This is a genomic window from Streptomyces sp. NPDC054887 (assembly GCF_053610585.1).
This window is the reverse complement of sequence record NZ_JBSGYQ010000040.1, coordinates 20720-39158: the sequence shown is the minus strand read 5'-3', so window position 1 is coordinate 39158 and position 18439 is coordinate 20720. Positions and strand designations below refer to the sequence as shown.

General features: G+C 65.6%; 11 protein-coding genes and 3 pseudogenes. 8 read left to right on the top strand and 6 right to left on the bottom strand.

The annotated features are described in order from the left end of the window. The first annotated feature begins 15 nt into the window (after positions 1-15). Both ACWGH0_RS22405 and ACWGH0_RS22400 read left to right on the top strand, forming a co-directional pair. Positions 16-1755 carry a fatty acyl-AMP ligase gene (locus ACWGH0_RS22405; RefSeq protein ID WP_453405962.1) on the top strand — a complete coding sequence of 580 codons (1740 nt, stop codon included), beginning with the start codon at positions 16-18 and terminating at the stop codon, positions 1753-1755. Beyond that, entirely contained in the window at positions 1752-6113 is a 4362-nt protein-coding gene (locus tag ACWGH0_RS22400) for a beta-ketoacyl synthase N-terminal-like domain-containing protein (RefSeq protein WP_453405961.1), read from the top strand. The genes ACWGH0_RS22405 and ACWGH0_RS22400 overlap by 4 nt, the downstream gene beginning before the upstream one ends. A 62-nt stretch (positions 6114-6175) precedes the next feature. On the opposite strand, the gene ACWGH0_RS22395 is transcribed toward ACWGH0_RS22400, so the two are convergent. Both ACWGH0_RS22395 and ACWGH0_RS22390 read right to left on the bottom strand, forming a co-directional pair. Beyond that, complete coding sequence (locus ACWGH0_RS22395; RefSeq protein ID WP_453405960.1) at positions 6176-7174, bottom strand: ABC transporter substrate-binding protein; 999 nt, start codon at positions 7172-7174, stop codon at positions 6176-6178. A gap of 427 nt (positions 7175-7601) precedes the next feature. Further along, a pseudogene (locus tag ACWGH0_RS22390) lies at positions 7602-8659 on the bottom strand (IS630 family transposase); the annotation flags it as partial. Between the two features lie 795 nt (positions 8660-9454). Between ACWGH0_RS22390 and ACWGH0_RS22385 the strand changes: the two are divergent. Beyond that, positions 9455-10834 carry an L-serine ammonia-lyase gene (locus ACWGH0_RS22385; RefSeq protein ID WP_453405959.1) on the top strand — a complete coding sequence of 460 codons (1380 nt, stop codon included), beginning with the start codon at positions 9455-9457 and terminating at the stop codon, positions 10832-10834. Positions 10835-10861: 27 nt separating this feature from the next. Here the strand turns inward: ACWGH0_RS22385 and ACWGH0_RS22380 are convergent. Next, a pseudogene (locus ACWGH0_RS22380) lies at positions 10862-10948 on the bottom strand (transposase); the annotation flags it as partial. 179 nt (positions 10949-11127) lie between these two features. Here ACWGH0_RS22380 and ACWGH0_RS22375 point away from each other — a divergent pair. Next, positions 11128-11931: a transposase family protein gene (locus ACWGH0_RS22375; RefSeq protein WP_453405958.1), complete on the top strand. Its 804-nt coding sequence runs from the start codon at positions 11128-11130 to the stop codon at positions 11929-11931. 634 nt (positions 11932-12565) lie between these two features. Here ACWGH0_RS22375 and ACWGH0_RS22370 read toward each other — a convergent pair. From ACWGH0_RS22370 to ACWGH0_RS22360, 3 genes are all read right to left on the bottom strand, one after another. Continuing rightward, on the bottom strand, positions 12566-12808 hold the full coding sequence (locus ACWGH0_RS22370) for a transposase (protein ID WP_453405957.1): 243 nt from the start codon (positions 12806-12808) through the stop codon (positions 12566-12568). After that, positions 12799-13152, bottom strand: a complete 354-nt coding sequence (locus tag ACWGH0_RS22365) for a hypothetical protein (RefSeq protein ID WP_453405956.1) — start codon at positions 13150-13152, stop codon at positions 12799-12801. Before ACWGH0_RS22365 ends, ACWGH0_RS22370 begins: the two co-directional genes overlap by 10 nt. Before the next feature lie 632 nt (positions 13153-13784). After that, the gene (locus ACWGH0_RS22360; RefSeq protein ID WP_453405955.1) at positions 13785-14774 is read right to left on the bottom strand and encodes a LacI family DNA-binding transcriptional regulator; all 990 of its coding nucleotides are present in this window, start codon (positions 14772-14774) and stop codon (positions 13785-13787) included. 269 nt (positions 14775-15043) lie between these two features. Between ACWGH0_RS22360 and ACWGH0_RS22355 the strand changes: the two genes are divergently transcribed. The 4 genes and pseudogenes from ACWGH0_RS22355 to ACWGH0_RS22340 form a co-directional block, all read left to right on the top strand. After that, a complete protein-coding gene (locus ACWGH0_RS22355) occupies positions 15044-16342 on the top strand; it encodes an ABC transporter substrate-binding protein (RefSeq protein ID WP_453405954.1) in 1299 nt (432 codons plus the stop codon). A 113-nt stretch (positions 16343-16455) separates the two neighbouring features. After that, positions 16456-17415 (top strand): carbohydrate ABC transporter permease, encoded by a 960-nt coding sequence (locus ACWGH0_RS22350; protein WP_453405953.1) that lies wholly within the window; start codon positions 16456-16458, stop codon positions 17413-17415. Continuing rightward, the gene (locus tag ACWGH0_RS22345; protein WP_453405952.1) at positions 17412-18287 is read left to right on the top strand and encodes a carbohydrate ABC transporter permease; all 876 of its coding nucleotides are present in this window, start codon (positions 17412-17414) and stop codon (positions 18285-18287) included. The genes ACWGH0_RS22350 and ACWGH0_RS22345 overlap by 4 nt, the downstream gene beginning before the upstream one ends. After that, positions 18284-18436, top strand: a pseudogene (locus ACWGH0_RS22340) (hypothetical protein); the annotation flags it as partial. The gene ACWGH0_RS22345 and the pseudogene ACWGH0_RS22340, both read left to right, overlap by 4 nt. Positions 18437-18439: the final 3 nt, after the last annotated feature.

The following is an 18439-nucleotide window of genomic DNA, read 5'->3' as shown; positions in this document are numbered from 1 at the left end:
CACTTGGGAGAGTGCATGTTGGACGAAAAACGAACGCTCGCCGAATACATGCGGTGGCGGGCTTACCAATTGAGCGACGAAGTCGCCTATTCGATGCTCTCGTTCCCGGAGACGAAGCCCGCTGGTACATGGAAGTCGCTCACATGGGTCGACACCCACGATCTCGCGGTCAGCATCGCCGGAGAAATTCTGTCCCGCACCGGCGCGGGCGATCGCGTCGCCATCATGCTCCCGCAGGGAACCGACTACGTAGCGTCCTTCCTCGGTTGTCTGTACGCCGGGGTGATCGCGGTGCCGCTCCCGGCGCACGGCCACGCGGTTCACGATGCTCGCTCAGCGGCGGCCCTGGTGGACAGCGAGCCATCCGTCCTGCTCACCGATTCCCGCTCCATCGACGCCCTGCGGGCATGGACGGCTGAGCAGGGCATCGTAGTGCGACACACGCTCGCGGTTGACCGGCTTCCGATGGCGGTGAAACCGGTGAGCCTTCCGGCGCCAGCACTGGAGGAAGTGGCCTACCTGCAGTACACATCTGGGTCGACACGTGAGCCCGCGGGCGTCATGGTCACGCACCGGAACCTCGTCGCCAACGCGCGACAAGCAGCGTCGGCGTATCTGGAGGACCGGCTCGCGGGGCCGACTACGGGCGTGAGCTGGTTGCCGCTGTTCCACGATATGGGTCTCGTGCTTGGGATCGCGCTGCCACTGGTGGGGGGCTATCCGTCGCTGCTCATGGATCCGGCCGACTTCCTGCGTGCGCCCGCCCGCTGGCTGAGGCTGTTGTCGAGAGTGCCCGGTGCCATCACCGGGGCCCCCAACTTCGCCTACGACTATCTCCTGGACAAGGTGCCGGAAACGGAGTTGCTGTCCGCCGACTTGAGCCGAATCCGCGTCATGATCAACGGCAGTGAGCCTGTTCGCCCTAAGACGGTCTCCAGGTTCCAGCGCACTCTTGGCCGAGCGGGGCTTCGCCCCGAGGCACACTGCCCCTCGTACGGTCTGGCAGAAGCAACCGTTTTCGTGTCCACAGACCCGGTGAACCGTCCGCCCGAGACCGTCATGCTCGACCGCTCCGCACTTGAGAAGGGCAGGATCCTGGAGAGCAGTCCTGCCGACCCGACCGCGGTGAGTGCTGTCACCTGCGGCCAACCGACCGGACAGCAGGTGTGCGTGGTCCGGCCGGGCAGCGATACCCCGGCTGATCCGGACGAGGTGGGGGAGATCGCCGTCTCCGGTCCCAACGTGGGAGTCGGCTATTGGAGGCGCGACGGGAGTTCCGCGCACACCTTCGCGACTCGAGTGGGCCACAAGGACGGCGTCTGGCTGAGGACCGGCGATCTGGGGGTTTTGTATCACGGAAGGCTGCTGATCACAGGGCGGCTGAAGGACCTGATCATCATGGATGGCCGTAATCACTATCCGCAGGACCTTGAGCAGACGGTCCAGGAAGCGGTGCAATGGATACGACGAGACCACCTTGCGGCGTTCAGCGTTGACCTCGACGAGCACGCGGCTCCAGGACTCGTCGTCGTCGCCGAGCAGCGACACGGTTTGGTCCTTGGCCTGGAAGACTGCCAAGAGGCGGTCCGTCAGGCTCGTGGCGCTCTGTCCCACCATCACGGGCTACGGCTCCAAGCCCTTCATGTGGCGCCACCAGGAACCGTACCGCGGACATCGAGCGGCAAGGTTTCCCGCTCCGCATGCAAGGCGCTGTACCTTTCCGGGGACCTCGGAATCGGAGGGCGGCTGTCATGAGCGAACGACCTACCGCTGCCAAGAGCATCCGTAGCGCCGTCGTCGAGCGCCTGTGCGCCGATTACGGCATGGCACCGCACGACATAGCCGACGACACGCCGTTCGCCGAGTACGGCGTGACATCCCGCGACGCGATAGCTCTGACGGGTGAACTGAGCGCCTTGACGGGAGCAACGCTCGCGCCGACTTTGCTGTGGGAGTACCCGACGCTGGGCCAGGTCGTGCGTCATCTCTCGGAAAAGATACACACAGCATCGCCAGAGGGCGACCTGCATCAGGAGTCAACGTCACTCGACGAACCGATCGCGGTAGTCGGCATCGGTTGCCGTCTGCCTGGAGGGGTGCACAGTCCGGCCGATTTCTGGCGGGTGCTCCGGGAGGGGCGCGATGTGGTCAGCACAGTGCCGGAGGGCCGATGGCGGTCATTCGACGCCGGCGGCGACACCCAAGTCACCGGTGTCAGCCGGCACGGCGGGTACCTGGACGACATCGCGGGGTTCGACGCCGATTTCTTCGGCATCACTCCGCGCGAGGCGTTGGCTATGGATCCTCAGCAGCGCTTCCTTCTGGAAGTCTCCCGAGAGGCCTTGGACCACGCGGCGATACCCGTCCGGGACATAGCGGGCACCAGGACAGGTGTGTTCGTCGGCATCAGTACGGCGGAGTATGCCCAACTCACCGCCCAACGTCCGGAAACGGTCCATGCCTGGACGGCGTCCGGTGTCGCGTTGAGTATGGCCGCGAATCGCCTCTCGTATGTGCTGGATGCCAAAGGGCCCAGCATGGCGCTCGACACCGCCTGCTCATCCTCATTGGTCGCCGTCCACCAAGCGGTCCGCAGCCTCGTCACCGGAGAGAGCGACACAGCACTGGCCTGTGGTGTAAATCTCCTGCTGGCTCCCGCCACCACGCGTGCCCTGCAGGAGACGGGAACCATGTCACCGACAGGGCGTTGCCGTGCGTTCGACGGCACAGCCGACGGTATGGTCCGCGGCGAAGGATGCGTGGTCGTCGTCCTCAAACGACTGGCGGACGCCGAGCGCTCGGGCGCCCGTGTACTGGCCGTGATCCGTTCCTCCGCCGTCAACTCCGACGGCAGGTCCAACGGCCTACTCGCCCCCGACGCAGCCGCCCAGCGTGCGCTTCTCCACGAGGCCCACCACATCCGCGGCCCCGTCGCCCCTTCCCACGTTGACTACATCGAGGCGCACGGTACGGGTACGCCCGTGGGGGACTTGATAGAAGCCGGCTCGCTGAGTGCGGTCCTGGGGCAGGACCGTGACATGGACAGGCCGTTGCTGATCGGCTCAGTTAAGAGCAACACTGGCCATCTGGAAGCCGCAGCCGGAATCACCGGCCTGGTCAAAACTGTCCTCGCGCTGGCTCACGACGAGATTCCGCGGTCCCTTCACTACTCGGTGCCCAACCGCCACCTCGACGTGGCCGAAGCTGGCCTGAGCGTCGTCAGCGCGACGCGGCCCTGGCCCCGGTACTCCGGCCGTGCCACCGCTGGTGTCTCAGCATTCGGCATGGGCGGGACGAATGCCCACGTCGTCCTTCAAGAGCACCAGTCGGCCACACCCGCTGCAGGGACACGGGACGCCACGGTGCCGGCCCCTTCCGTGCTGTTGCTGGATGCGCCTACAGCCTGGCAACTAAACGCACAGGCGGACAGTCTTGCTCAATGGTTCGCCGTAGGACGCGGCAGGCACACCGTCCTGAGTGATGTCGCCCGCACGCTCGCGGGACGCGTCGGCCGGGGCACGGCGCGGGCGGCGGTGGTGGCGCACGACAACGAACAGGCCGCCACCGCCCTACAGCGGCTCAGCGCTGGACAGTCGTCACCGCGCATCGTCCGCGGGGCAGCCGACCTTACTGGGGGGCTCGTCTGGATCTTCCCAGGGTACGGCGCACAGTGGCCCGGCATGGGCAAGCGGCTGCTGGAGACGGAACCGGCCTTTGCCGCAGAGATCACCAGACTTGAGCCCTTGATCGCCGAGCACTGCGGCTTCGGCCTGCGAGCCTTCCTGCAAGCCGACACCGACTTCGGCGGTCCCGAGGTGGCTCAACCCGTCCTGTTCGCCGTTCAGATGGCGCTCGCGGGACTGTGGCGGTCCTACGGTGTGCATCCCACTGCCGTCATCGGTCATTCCATGGGAGAAGTGGCCGCTGCGGCCGCGGCCGGCGCGCTAGACCTCGACGACGCCGTGCGGGTGATCGCGACACGGTCCCGCTTGCTCGCCGGTCTCTCTGGCGGTGCCATGGCTGTGGTCGACCTGCCGGGGGAAGCGGTGCGCGAGTTCGTCCCGGACGGCGCCGGCATCCATGTCTCCGCGTACGGCTCACCCACACAGTGTGTGGTGGGCGGTCCGGTGCAAGACGTCCGCTCCTTCGCCGAGAGACTGGGCCGACAAGGTCGAACCGTTCGGCTCGTACCCGTGGGCGTGGCAGGCCACACACCATCCGTCGAACCGCTGCTTGAGGACTTGCAGGCTCGGCTCGCCGCACTCCGCGCGCGGCGACCGCACACGACGATGTACAGCACCACTGACGAGGACGTACTCAAGGATCCCCATTGCGATGCGTCGTACTGGGCAGCCAATATGCGCAGGCCGGTGCGCTTCGCGGATGCTGTGCAAGCGGCGGTCCGCGATGGCGGGCGCACCTTTGTCGAGCTGTCACCACACCCCACGCAAACGTCCGTTGTCTTGGAAAACCTGCGGGCACTCGACATCCACGACGCCTTGGTAATCCCCTCCATGCGAAAGGACACGGACAACGCGGAGACCTTCCGGACCAGTCTGGCGAGTCTCATCACCTGCGGTGTGGAGGTGTCACCGGAGGCTCTCGCACCACGCGGGCACGTCGTCGATGTGCCGTTGCCGCGCTGGCGGCATCAGCGATTCTGGCCCGTGGCTCCCGACAGAGACGGTCCTCATTCATCAGGGAAGGGCGCTCCGGAGGAGCGACAGCCGTCCGCCATCCGAGCGATCCCCGGCTCTCCGCCGCACGACGAGCAGGTACTACCCCAGCTGCACCGCCTCGTCGCCTCGATCACGGGCTACTCGCCGGACCGGCTCGACGTCGATGCCCCCTTGACCCAGCTCGGTCTCGACTCGCTCTTGGCCAAGCGTATTCAGGCGGCGATCATGCGCACCTTCGACAAGGAACTTCCGGCGAGTCTTCTTACTCGGGGGGCGTCCCTGCGTGAGACGGCCGCTCACCTCGAACGCCCTAGGACGGCTTCCGCCGGACCTGACCGGCCAGCCGTCGCTCCCCGGGACGAGGCAGAGCGGCTGGTACTGCACACCTGGAACACGGTGGCCGGCAGCGAGCCTCGCGAGACTGACATCCGGGTGGTACCGGCACTTCTGCGTACGGAGCCAGAGGCCATGGAGCGATTCGCGGCGACTCTCTCCACGAGACTCGGCACCAGCATCTCACGCCGAGAACTATGGCTTACGGGCGGATCGCTGGCCGAAATCGCCACCGTTGTGCGACCCCGCATACAACACGGATCGGTCGGCTGCTTGCGCACACTGCGGTCCGCAGGCACTGAGGCCCCTTTGTACCTGGTCCATCCCGCCGGTGGAACGTCGTCGGTGTACCAGAGTCTTGCCGACAGGCTCAAGCCCGGACGTCCGTGCTTCGGCCTGGACCGTTTCGACGATGTTGTGGACGTAGAAGCCCGAGCCCAGCGCTACGCTGAAGTGATCACGGCCCGGCACCCTCAGGGGCCTTGTGTCATCGGCGGCTGGTCCTACGGCGGAGTAGTCGCTCAGGAGACCGCACGCCTGCTCAGTGAAGGCGGCGTCCGGGTGGAAGCGGTCGTCCTGATCGACTCCATCCTGCCATTGCCTGCCCCGGGGCTGTCGCCCCACGACGAGGCAGTGCGCCGCTACGCCGGTTTCGCCCACTACGTTGAACAGACCTACGGGAAGCGACTGACACTGGACTACGACCTCCTGGCTGCACTGAACGACACCGAGCAGGTCCGCGTCATCGCCGATGCACTCGCAGAGCTGAATGCTCTGCCACCAGCGGTCCTCACTCACCAGCGTGACTCCGCCATCGACCTCCGCAGCGGTGAGCGCCACACCCCCAGGCCATATGGTGGCCGCACCCTGCTGTACCGGGCCTCAGAGCCCGCACCTCACACTGTCCGTGAGATGAGGTACGAGCGGTCCGAATCTTGTCTCGGCTGGAGCGCCTATTGCCGCAACCTCGCAGTGGTTGATGTGCCCGGGCACCACCTCGAAGTCCTTGATCCTCCTGCCGTCGATGTCCTCGCAGAGAGGCTCCGTCGCGACCTTGCGTCGTCTCACGTCGACCAAGGTCGAGGAGGACCGCGACCCTGAGCGGCGGACGTTGGAGTCGAGCCCTGACCGAAGAAGCTCGACTCCAACGTCCAACAGCCCAATCATGGCTGATGCACGTCCTTCCAACTACTCGCCACCACCTTCTTAGCCGCCGTGATCTGCGCGATAGTGGGGGCCTCTGTGGGGGCGCGATAGCTCATCGGGAGCCAGCCAGCAGCCGGCAGATGGAGCGTCTTGTCTCGCTCCATCGCGGTCATCAAGACAGGACGTGCGAAACCTTCCAGCCGGAGATTCTGTGCCTCAGGACTGAACAGGTACTCCTGCCACAGCCGTGCGGCGGCCGGATGGGGAGCGCGCACGTTAATCGCCATTGCGTAGTACCGCGAGAATTCGCCATCCACGGGGATGCACGTTGTCCAGAGCTGCTCGCCGGCCACCTCCTGCCAGTGCTGCTGATTGAGGTAGTCCCAGTCGATGACAATGGGGGTCTCGCCACTCACGATGGTCTTCCGCGAGGGCTGGGTGGAGATGTAGATGCCGTCGTGAGCGAGTTCCCGAAAGAAGTCGATACCGGGACGTACGTCGTCGAAGGATCCGCCGTTGGCAAGGGCCGCGGCGAACACTGCGCTAAGCGCTGAACCGGAGTGCCGAGGATCACCGTTCAGCGCGACCTTGCCCCTGTACTCCGGCTTCTTCAGGTCGGAGAAGGTCGTTGGGCAGGCTGTCCGAGTACCGGCGTCACAACCAATGGAGACATAGCCGCCATAGTTACTGTAGAACCGGGCCATCGGATCCTTCTGGGCCGCGGGTACGTCTGCGTAGGTGGCGACACGGTAGGGAGCGAACAGCCCCTGCTTTGCCGCGGTCTCGGCGTGAGCGGGGTCTATGTCCACCACGTCTGGGGCCTGCGGGGAAGCCCCTAGGCGTCTCAAGGCGCTGACGGCCTCACTGCTTGAGCCGGAGGGGTTCCGGATGTTCACTTTGACGCCATATCGTCTCTCGAACTCATCAATCAGGGCTCCATAGTTCGCCCAGTCTCTCGGAATCGCGACAGCGTTCAACGTCCCTTCACGCTGGGCAGCTGCCACCAACTGCTTCATCCCCCCCAGATCCTCGGCAGAGGTCGCCGACCGCACCGCGGCAACGGTGGGGATGGGCACCTCTTCGCCACAAGCAGACAGAGACAGAGCGAGGAGGGCAAGGACACTGGCCGCTGCCAGCGGACGGGCAGGAAGCATGGCTGAGCTCCGGTTCGTTGGTCGGATCCTGGGCACAGGTCGGGAGCGCGGACGACGCGGCCCCGTCATTCGCCCGGGGAGTGGCCGGAACGCCCTTGACGGCCTCAGTGTGCGCTTGACCATCCGATGACGGGACATATCCGTCAAGAGCAATGCGCTTGTAACGGAGATGAATAGGAGTTGCCTGGGCACGGTCCGAGGCCTTCGAGTGGACCGGGTGCGCACGACCAAGGACGCGGAGCTGGTGCTGCTGGGAAGCTACGTACTGACCTTTCCGTCGAGTTGTCGTGTTGAGCGAGAGGCCGGTTTCGGCGAGGCAGCCCTCGATGAGGTCGGTGCGTCGTTGGATGCGGCGCAGGCCCCTGCGGACGGCTTGGACACGGTGGTCGCGGTCGCGGAAGAGGACGTTGGCGGTAGTGCTGCGTCGGAGCAAAGACCAGATGCCCTCGACCGGATTGAGGTCGGGTGCGTAGCTGGACAGCTGGACGATAGTGAGCCAGTCTTGCTCGGCCGCGTACTCACGTAATCGACTGCAGCGATGAACATTCAGATTGTCCCAAATCACCACGACGGGACCGCCGAGCTGAAGGTGTGCCCGCACGAGCAGGTCACGGTAGTCCTGCCAGGTGAAGCCACGGTGGGCACCTCGGTGATGGCCCTGGATGCGAGGACGGTAGATCTGACGGCTGCGTTCGCCGGCCTTGAAGCACACCAGTGCAGCCATCGAGATGCGGCCGCGGGACGCGCCGTTGAACCGCACCACAGGCGTGTTCCCTCTGGGCGCCCAGGTGCGTGCGTGGTGCGACGTCATCGAGACAGCGGCTTCATCCTCGAAGACCAGCCATGCCCCGAGCGTCGCCGCGGTGGCTTTGCCTGCGGCCATGTCTCCTTCACCCAGTCGGCCACCGCCGTCTCGTCCCGCTCGACCGCCCGCCGGGCAGGCTGCCGACACGACCAGCCGTGCCGCCGCAACAACTCCCACACTCCGCGGACCGACAACGACACTCCCAACTGCTCTGCAATCAGCAGCCGCACCCGCGAGAGCGTCCACCGCTCATCCGCCCAGCCCTGAGCCATCGCGCCTTCCAGCAACAGTGGCTCCAACACGGCGAAGCCACTGTCACCCACCTTCGGCCGCTTGGCCGGCCCCGAAGAGCACAGTGCCTGTCGCCCTCCCTCGCGCCAGGACCGGCGCCACCGCTCCACCGACCGGACGCTGACCCGCAGTTCTGTCGCGATCACCGTGTTCTTCTCACCCCGCGCAAAGCCATCGACGGCCAGCATGCGCACCCGCTCCCGCGCGGCCTGGCCCTGCGGAGTGAGACCACCACCCTGTGCATATCTCATGGCCACGGCGTACCGCAGGGATCTAGCAATGTCAGCCCCGACAACCAGACGGAAAGGTCAGTAACAAGACGGGGAGCCTCCCGGGGGGCGCCTCGGGTCGGTCAACATGGCGTCCGCCGCCTTGGTGGGCAGTGAGCCGGCCGCTCGGGTTTCGCGCGCGGCGAAGGATGGGGCTGGCATGTCGTTGTAGGTGGCATGGACGGAGCCGCTTCACACGTCTGGCATCGCGCTGCGCCAGGGATGACAGCCCTGGGACAAGCAGTACTGGTCGCCGTCGGACTGTCGGGCGGCGCACCGCAGACGCCGTCTGAAACGTCGCTGTCAGCCTCGTTGCAGGGCTGACGGTCCTGCTGCGGTCGCTCCTCACCCTGCCGGGTTGACCAGGGCGGCGGCGATACCTGGGGCTTCCCGCCGGACGAGCGCGGCTCCGCCAGCGCCTGTCGGGCGGAGCTCGGCAGCGAGGTGCGCAAGCGTGCGCGTGAGGCACATGGACTGACGCTGGCGTTCGTGTCTCTGTGTCCTGACCCCGACGGATGTAACCGGCCCTGCGGCGGGGTGCCTCGGCTTGGACTCGCCCGGTGGGCGCCGACTGACTGCCGCCGGAGGGTTGCGCATTAACCGCAAGGTGCCGACGGAACGCCGAACCCTGACGTACCGCACCCATCTCGTTCGCCGCAGGGCACATGAGGGCGGCCAGCTCCCTCCGTAAAACCCAAGGGTTGTGTTTCGTTTCAGTAAGCGCAACCCTTTGCGTTAAACGCAACATTGAGTAGGGCTTGGCGAAGGAGACCCAGCGTGTTGATCAGCGTGTTCGACCTATTCAAGGTTGGCATAGGGCCGTCCAGCTCGCACACGGTGGGTCCCATGAAGGCGGCCGGCATGTTCGCATGCGGTTTGGCGGCAGCGGGCCATCTGATGCAGGTGGATCGTGTCAAAGCCGAACTCTTCGGTTCTCTTGGAGCCACGGGACGCGGACACGGCACCGACAAGGCCGTACTGCTGGGGCTGGAAGGGGAGGACCCGGCCACCGTGAACACGGATGTTGTGGAGAGCCGCGTCCGGCTCATCAGGGAGACGGGGCGCCTCACACTGCTCGGACGACACGAGGTTGCGTTCGACGAGCAGGCAGACCTCGTGCTCCACCGTCGGCGCGTCTTGCCCTTTCATCCCAATGGCATGCGGTTCCGCGCTCTGGGACGGGACGGGAAGGAGATAGCCCAGCGTACTTACTATTCCGTGGGCGGCGGCTTCGTCATCGACGAGGCTGCGAGTGGTGGGGAAGCGGTCGAGCCGGACGACACGATGGTGCCCCATCCGTTCGTATCGGCTGCTGAGTTGCTGCTACGGACGAGTGAATCCAGGCTCCCCATCAGCGGAGTGATGCTTGCCAACGAGGAAGCCTGGCGCTCCGAAAGCGCGGTTCGCTCGGAATTGCTCGGCATCTGGGAGGAGATGCGGGCGTGTGTGCGGCGAGGTTGCAACCGGACTGAGGAGACACTCCCCGGAGGACTCAGGGTCAGACGGAGGGCGCCGCAGCTCCACCGCATGCTCGTCGAGAAGCGCGGTCGTACGGAAGACCCACTGGACGTCATGGACTGGGTGGCTCTCTACGCGCTGGCGGTCAATGAGGAGAACGCATCGGGAGGCCGTGTCGTGACTGCCCCTACCAATGGCGCTGCGGGGATTGTCCCGGCGGTGCTGCACTACTACGTGAGTTTCGTGCCGGGAGCGGACGAGGACGGCGTCGTCCGCTTCCTGCTCGCCGCCGCCGCCGTAGGTGCCCTGTTCAAGCAGAACGCGTCAATCTCCGGGGCGGAGGTGGGCTGCCAGGGTGAGGTCGGCTCCGCGTGCTCGATGGCCGCTGCGGGCCTGGCGGAGGTACTTGGGGGTACACCCGAGCAGGTTGAGAACGCTGCCGAAATCGGCATGGAGCACAATCTCGGGCTGACCTGTGACCCCGTGGGCGGCCTGGTACAGATCCCTTGTATAGAGAGGAACGCCATTGCCGCCGTCAAGGCCATCAGCGCCGCCCGAATGGCGCTTCACGGTGACGGTGCCCATGTCGTTTCCCTGGACAAGGTCATCAAGACGATGAGAGAGACGGGTGCCGACATGAAGGTCAAGTACAAAGAGACCTCCCGGGGCGGACTGGCCGTGAACGTAGTGGAGTGTTGAGCCAGGACCGCCGCGTCTAGCGCCGCATCAGGCAACGTTCGCCCTGTTCACGACCTCGCGGAGGCGTTCGCCGGCGGCATGTTTGTTCCGCCAAATGGTGTAGCGGCGGATCAGGGTGTGTCCAGTAAACGATGTGACCGTGGTTGGCTCGTAGTGTCCTGAGTCAGGGAGCTTTTCAGGGTGGTCACCGATCGGGTGAGGTCGGTGGTGGGGCCGTAGCGGCACAACGGGCGGGGCTCCCATGCAGTTGAGGGAGGAGTCTGACATCTCATCTCGCTTGCCGGGGAGCCCCGTTGATTACGTATCCTGCCGCACTCGACCGTCCGCACGCTCTCGTAGAGACGGTAACGATGCTGATCGTCCTCCGTGAGGGTGACCGGCGGTGCAAAGTACCTGCGCGCCAGCGTGCGCTGGTCGCGCTGGTGTACTTGCGCCAGCACACCACCCTCGCCCAGATCTCGGCCGGTTTCCGGATCAGCGTCGACACGGCGCACGCCTACGTCCGCTCCGTCGTGACACTCCTGGCCAAGAAGGCACCGGGGCTGACCCGCGCCCTGCGCGAAGTCAAGGCGCGAGCGGGGTACGTGCTGGTCGACGGCACTCTGGCGGAGTGCGACCGGGTCGGTGACGCACGCGGCGACTACTCGGGAAAGCACCGGCGCCACGGAGTGAACGTTCAAGTGGTCACCGCTCCGGACGGCACGATCTTGTGGATCTCAGTGGTGCTGCCCGGCCGCACCCACAATCTCACCGCGGCCCGCAGACACCGCATCATCAACACGTGCCGCCGACTGGGCATCCCGGCACTGGCCGACCTGGCGAACCTCGGAGCCGGCGGCACCTTCGCCAACGGGCAAAGGCGCCGCCCTGGCAAAGAACTCAGCCTGCGCCAGCAGGCGTTGCACAAGGCCCACGCCCGCCTGCGCTACCCCGTCGAGCGAGGCATGGCCCGCCTCAAGACCTGGCGGATCTTCCGCACAGCACGCTGCAGCCCGACCTGGCTCACGACCGCAGCCAAAGCCGTCCTCACCCTTGAACTGCACTTCTGCCGCGTTGACTCAATGGCTGTGACGTGCCGCCGTCAAGGGGGCGGCTGAGGAACTTCTCCTGCAGAAACTCGAACCTCGGGCTTGTTCCCCCAGGTTGCGACGCGCCTCAAGAGTTTTACGGGCAGGTGCCCCTACGTAATACGTAAACTTTCGTTCTTGAATGCACCCTTGCCTGCAAACGGCTTACAGTGCGTCGCATGGAAATGCGCAGTGCAGGAGCGCCGGAAGCAAGTGCGGGAGCACGAGGGTATCTCACGTCGCAGGTTTCGCGAGCTTCTTGTAGCCGGCCAGGGCGAGAAGAGCGAGGAAGTGCGAGCCCTTCCTTCGTATCGGACGGTGAGGCGACGGTAGCGGACGGAGCCAAGCGATCGACCATTCGATCTTCCAGCGGTGTCGACCGAGGCGTTCGCCGAACTCGATGCCGGGCCGCGGGACGAGCCTGCACTCGCGCGGCCAGGCCCGGGATTCGGCGGAGAAGTACGCCATGTCCGCGCGGCGATTGACGGGCCGGCGCCTCCGTGGTCCCCGACGGGACCGGAAGGCGGGTATCGACGCCGCCGATCACCGGGAGACCGTCCGCCCGCCCCGGCCGACAAAAGCGGAAGATTGTCGACGACAGGCGCACCACGAGGCGGCCGGGTGCTGGTCGCGGGCCGGGACGCCCACACCCACGGAGCGCAAGCTACTGTGCCGCGAGGTGCGGAGACGCGCCTGTCCAAGTTGCCGCGGGTGCGGGTGTCTCATCGGAGACGGGCCAGCACGATGGTGTAGAGGGCGGAGTCGGCCTGCCGGTTTCCGCCCCGGTTGAGGCGCCGACGTTGGTTTTCCCTGAGGAGGCTTCGACTGGGCCGACGCCGCAGAAGGCTGCGAACGAGGCCTCGCTGCGGAGGCGTTCCGGGTGGTCACCTGCTGCAATCAGAAGCATCGCGGCAGTGTCGAGGGGCCGACGCCGTAGCAGGCCAGGAGTTGCGGATTGTGCTGCGTGATGACGTCTCCGATCCGCGTGGTGAGATCTTCGGTCTCCTCGGTGAGGTGCTGATCCGGGCGGGCCAGCAGTCTGAGCGTGGGGGCGGCGGCACCTGCCGTTCCGGAGGCCGAGCTGTCGAGCCCGGCGCAAGTGCGTATCAATTTGGGGTTGTTCAGGCCAGCCAGAGACTCGCGGAGCTCGGGGTCGATGGCCACAAGAACGGCCTTGAGCTGGTTGATCGCCTGAGCCCGGGACTTGATCGAGGAAGCCTTGACCATCTTGAACAGCCTGAGTTTCTCCACGCCCCGTCGCCGGCCTTCGCGGTCGGGTGGCGGTCGTCTGAGGGTCGTTCCTGCGCGGCGCAAGTTTGTGAGCCCTGAGTGGTAGGTATAAAACTCCGCCTTGGCCCGTTGAGGCGCCCGATTGCTCAGCGGCTCCTCCTGCGGACAGGTGGTGCAACGCAGATGCCACACTTGGGCTGCGGGAACCGTCGCAGTAGTCCTGATGCAAGCCGAATCGCCAAGATACGTAGGAGTGTCGAATCGACAGGAATGGCTGCATACGTGTCGCGTGTGACGGTGACGTCGTAGCCGACACACCAAACGCGGCCGACTGCCCGCGTTCCGGAGCGGAAGATCGCGGCGAGGCGAGATTCCCCTCGCGGGAAATCGTGGTGATTGCTAGGTGATCGAGCGGTCATGACTGGGCTCAATACCGTGGCAGCATGTGGCGACCGGAAGTGGGGCGGTGGACCAACGGGCCAACGCCAAGGGGCGGACAATATGGAGGGCTGGCGTTCCACACAACTAGGTTGACCACGACCACCTCTCGACACTGGCATCACTTGATCCAGAAGGTGGTTCGGACCGGCCCCCCCGCGTCTGCTCAGTGCCGCTCAGGCGCCGGCGGTTCGGCTCCGGCGGCGGACCGACGGTCAACGGCTGGGAACTGCGGCCGTACTGGCGCGCACAATGAGGCGTAGTTCGACGGCGTGCGGTTTGGGTGGGGCACCGGGCGCCTCAATCTGACGGAGCAGGTGTGTCACCGCAAGGGCGCCCACCTGCTGAAAAGGCTGGGCAATGGTGGTCAGCGATGGCGAGCAGTATTCAGCAAGTTCTATGTCGTCGAACCCGACCACGGAGATGTCCTCCGGTATGCTTCGGCCAGCCTCGTGCAAAGCTCGAATCACCCCGAACGCCATCTCGTCGCTGGCGACAAAGACGGCGGTGACGTCGGGGATCCTGGCTAGGACGAGTCCGTTACGGTACCCAGAAGCTGGCGACCAGTCACCTTCCAGCGGAGGAGGCACCGAACGGCCCGCGGCTTCGAGGGCTGTCTGCCAACCGTGGTGACGCTGTGCCGATTCGAGCCATTCGGGCGGACCGGAGATGTGCCAGACAGTCTCATGGCCGAGATCGAGGAGGTGCCGGGTGGCGATGCGAGCGGCCTCAGCCTGATCGAGGGCGAGGACCCCCGTGGCGGCGGTGCGTGATCCGTCGATGGTAACGGTGGGGGTGGACCGGGTGAGCTGCTCGATCCGGCCGTTGGTATGGATCAGCGGTACGGCGAGGACGACCCCTTCCACACCCTGGTCGGCCAGCCGGGACAACGCGTTCTCAATGGCAGAAGTGTCCAGCGAGGTGGTGGTGGCGGTACTGACCGCGTATCCCGCCTCCTTGGCCGCGTTCTCGATGCCCGAGGTGACCGCCGCCCTCGAGTAGAAGTTCGTCCGGAGAGTTACGACTCCGATGGTGCGACTGCGGCCAGAGGAGAGTATGCGCGCGGCGTTGTTACGCCGGTAGCCGAGCTGGTCAACCGCGGCCAGGACCCTCACGCGGGTCTTCTCCTGCACGTTGGTATGCCCGGCGAGTACCCGCGAGACGGTCTGTGCGGACACGCCAGCCACTCGCGCGACATCCGCCATGCCCGGCGGGCGAGTCCCATTGCTGCTGTTGCCACTCTTCCCCATGAGATCCCTTCCACACGATGAACCCTCTCAATGATATCGCCCACATCGGCGCTCACGTGCGGTTCGCCCGGTAGGGGGCTCGCTCTATCACCACTGTTGGCATCGATAACATTTGATGCCATAGTCTCAGCCATCGACACGCATCGCGTAGTCGTTTCCCCACGGTCGGCCAAGCGGCCCGTCCAAGACGCCGCCATAGCCGGCCATGGCACTCAGGAGGAGCTGTGAAGCGCAATCTGGTTCGCTTTGCCGGAGCGATAGGCGGTCTCGCCCTCACTTTGTCGGCCACTGGCTGCTCCGGATCGGACTCTGGCCTAGATTCGGTCGACAACAAGAAGGCATCGGTAACATTCTGGGGCTGGGCTCCGGGCTACGAGGACGCTGTAAAGGCTTTCAACGCCAGCCACCCGAACATCCAGGTCACGTACCAGACAGTGCAGCCCGGGGCGAAGGGCGGCTACCAAAAAATGCTGAACGCCGTGAAGGCCGACAACGCCCCCTGTCTGGCACAGGTGGGGTACGAGACCATGCCCAGCTTCGCCGCTCAAGGCGCCCTGAAGGACGTCGCGAAGTACGCCGCCTCCTCCAAGCAGGACTACCAGCCCGCCGCCTGGAACTCCGTGAGCCTCGGCAGCGCTGTCTACGGCGCACCCGTCGACACTGGCCCCATGGCCCTTTTCTACAACAAGAAGCTCTTTGATTCCCTCGGCCTCCAGCCGCCCACCACCTGGGCCGAGTACCGCGACGCCGGCAAGAAGATCCACGCCTCCGACCCCAAGCGGTTCATCTCCTCGCCCTACCTCGATTACGACTATGCCGGCCTCGCGTGGCAGGCCGACGCCGACTGGTTCAGCGTCGACAACGACTCCTGGAAGGTCACCATGGCTTCCGCGGAGAACAAGAAGGTGGCCGACTACTGGCAAGGTCTGGTCGAGGACGGCCTAATCAGCAGCGCCCCGATGTACGACCAGGCCTGGTACACAGGCCTCGGCAACGGCAACATCGCCACGGTGGTGGGGGCCGTGTGGCAGGCAGGAGTCATCAAGGGTGGCGCCAAGCAGGGCGCCGGACAGTGGGCCGTCGCCCCCATGCCTCAGTGGGAGAAGGGCAAAAACGAGGTCGGCAACGCCGGCGGTTCGGCTACGGCCATTCTTAAGGGCTGCGAAAACACAGCGGCTGCCTGGGAGTTCGCCCACTGGCTGAGCACCGATGAGCATGCGTTCGGGGGACTGATCGAGAAGGCCTCGCTCTATCCGGCAGCGAGCGGGCTGCTGCACCTGCCGCAGCTAAAGGCCGATCCCTATTTCGGCGGGCAACAGATCTACGACGTCTTTGCTACCGCCTCCCAGGATGTCGACCCCGAGTGGACCTGGGGCCCTCTGATGACCAGCACGTCCGCAGACCTCAACGACGGCCTGGGCAAGGCTTGGACCGGCAAGGGCACCATCGCGCAGGCACTGCGCGACACACAGAAGTCCACCGTGACCGAGATGCGCAAGCAGGGCCTGGCCGTCGCCCCCTAAGCAGGTCCCCGGGCGGGGGTCCCATCTCCCGCCCGGCGGGTCGCCGCCCTGTCAGCCGACCGTCGCCTGGACGCCTGTCACCGGTCCGACGACGGCCATAGTGAGGAACGCCCGTGACCCAAGCCTCCACCGCGCGCCGCGCCCCCGGACGGCGTTCGGCAGCCACCGCCCCGTCCCACCAGGCGCGGCCCGACCGCCCCCGGCGGCTACGCCCACTGCTGTTCTGTGCTCCGTACGTCGTTCTGTTCATCTCGATGTACCTCGCGCCAATCGTGTACGCGGCCTACAGCAGTCTCTTCGTCATTCGCCGGTCCGGCCTGGGGCTGACCGCGCCCACTGAGGCTTTCGCACCGCTGGACAACTACACCCGTGCCCTGCATGACGGTTCGTTCACCGCCTCGCTTGCCCGTGTCGCGCTCTTTGGCATCGTCCAGGTCCCCCTCATGCTAGGCATCGCCTTGGTCCTGGCCCTGCTCATCGACTCCAAATCCGCCCGAGGGCGGGGCTTCTTCCGCCTTTCGAGCTTCGTTCCCTACGCGATCCCCGGCGTCAGCGCCGCGCTCGTGTGGTCCTTCATGTACTCGTCGACGTCCAGCCCGCTCAACCGGCTGCTCGAACCGCTCGCCGTCACCATCCCCTTCTTCGACGACGACCTCGTGCTGTGGTCCGTGGCGAACATCGTCACCTGGAGCTGGGCCGGTTACAACATGATCATTATTTACGCGGCCCTGCAGTCCATCCCGGCGGAAGTGCTGGAAGCCGCGCGGATGGACGGAGCGTCCGCCCTACGCATCGCTTGGAGCGTCAAGATTCCTTCTGTACGGGGGGCGTTGGTGCTCACTACGGTGTTCTCGATCATCGGCTCGGCACAGCTGTACAACGAACCGGCCGTGCTCCAGCCGGTTGCCAACGGGTCTATCACCTCCGCGTTCACCCCTCTGATGTCGGCGCAGAACGCCGTCTTGTCCGGTAACTACCCTTACGCGGCAGCCCAGTCAGTCCTGCTCGCCGTGGCCGTAGGGGTGGTGTCGCTCATCTTCTTCAAGCTGACCCGCCGAGGAGACCACGCATGACCACGGTGATTCCCACCACCGCCCGGATCAGACCGCGACGCGAGGCCAGCCCCGCCGGCCGTGTCACCGTGCTCGCCCTCCTAAGCCTGTCCGCCTTCTATTTCCTCTTCCCCCTGTGGTGGCTGTTGGTGGCGGCGACCAAGCCCTTCGGAGAACAGTTCAGCGGTAGCGGCCTGTGGTTCGACGGCTTCGGGCTGTTCGAGAACATCACCCGGCTCAGCAGTCAGGACGACGGGATCTTCTGGCACTGGATGCTCAACAGCATCCTGTACTGCGGTGTCGGCGCGCTGGTCGGCACGATTCTCTCAGCCCTCACCGGCTATGCCCTGGCCAAGTATGACTTTCCCGGCCGCGCAGTGCTCTTCTTTCTGGTTCTGGCCGCTGTCCTCGTGCCTAAGGTGCTGTTCACGCTGCCGCTTTACCTACTGTTCTCGGACGTCCACCTGATCGACAGTCCCCTCGCAGTCCTGCTTCCGAGTATCGTCAGTCCCTTCGGCGTCTACCTCGCCAGAGTCTTCGCGGAACAGAGCGTGCCCGACGAGGTCCTCGAAGCCGGGCGCCTCGACGGCGCGGGCGAGTTCCGGGTCTTCCGTACAATCGCAGTTCGGATGATGCAGCCCGCCCTGGTAACGATCTTCCTCTTTCAGTTCGTGGAGATCTGGAACAACTACCTCCTCCCGGCCATGGTGCTGGGCGACAGTCAGCTCCAGCCGGTCACGGTGGGTCTGGTCGGATGGAACGCCAGCCATGTCGCGGTGCCCCCACCCCTCGTCGTCATCGGATCACTGGTGTCCATCGCCCCGCTCCTGGTCGCCTTCCTAGCACTCCAGCGTTTCTGGCGCGCGGGCATGACTGCCGGAGCCGTCAAGTGACTCCTTGCCTTCCCACCGCCGGATTCGAGGCCCCCGTCCCCGACTTCACGAAGACGCGGGCACGTCCCGCACTGACTTGGATCGACGGCACGTTCCTGCGCCACGGACGGCCACACCGGATCCTGTCCGGCTCCCTGCACTACTTCCGCGTC

What these genes read in the sequence shown, in the direction of transcription:
- ACWGH0_RS22345 (WP_453405952.1), top strand. Translation starts at nt 17,412, where the DNA reads ATGACCACGGTGATTCCCACCACCGCCCGGATCAGACCGCGACGCGAG.
- ACWGH0_RS22370 (WP_453405957.1), bottom strand. Translation starts at nt 12,808, where the DNA reads ATGCTTCTGATTGCAGCAGGTGACCACCCGGAACGCCTCCGCAGCGAG.
- ACWGH0_RS22405 (WP_453405962.1), top strand. Translation starts at nt 16, where the DNA reads ATGTTGGACGAAAAACGAACGCTCGCCGAATACATGCGGTGGCGGGCT.
- ACWGH0_RS22360 (WP_453405955.1), bottom strand. Translation starts at nt 14,774, where the DNA reads ATGGCGGATGTCGCGCGAGTGGCTGGCGTGTCCGCACAGACCGTCTCG.
- ACWGH0_RS22395 (WP_453405960.1), bottom strand. Translation starts at nt 7,174, where the DNA reads ATGAAGCAGTTGGTGGCAGCTGCCCAGCGTGAAGGGACGTTGAACGCT.
- ACWGH0_RS22400 (WP_453405961.1), top strand. Translation starts at nt 1,752, where the DNA reads ATGAGCGAACGACCTACCGCTGCCAAGAGCATCCGTAGCGCCGTCGTC.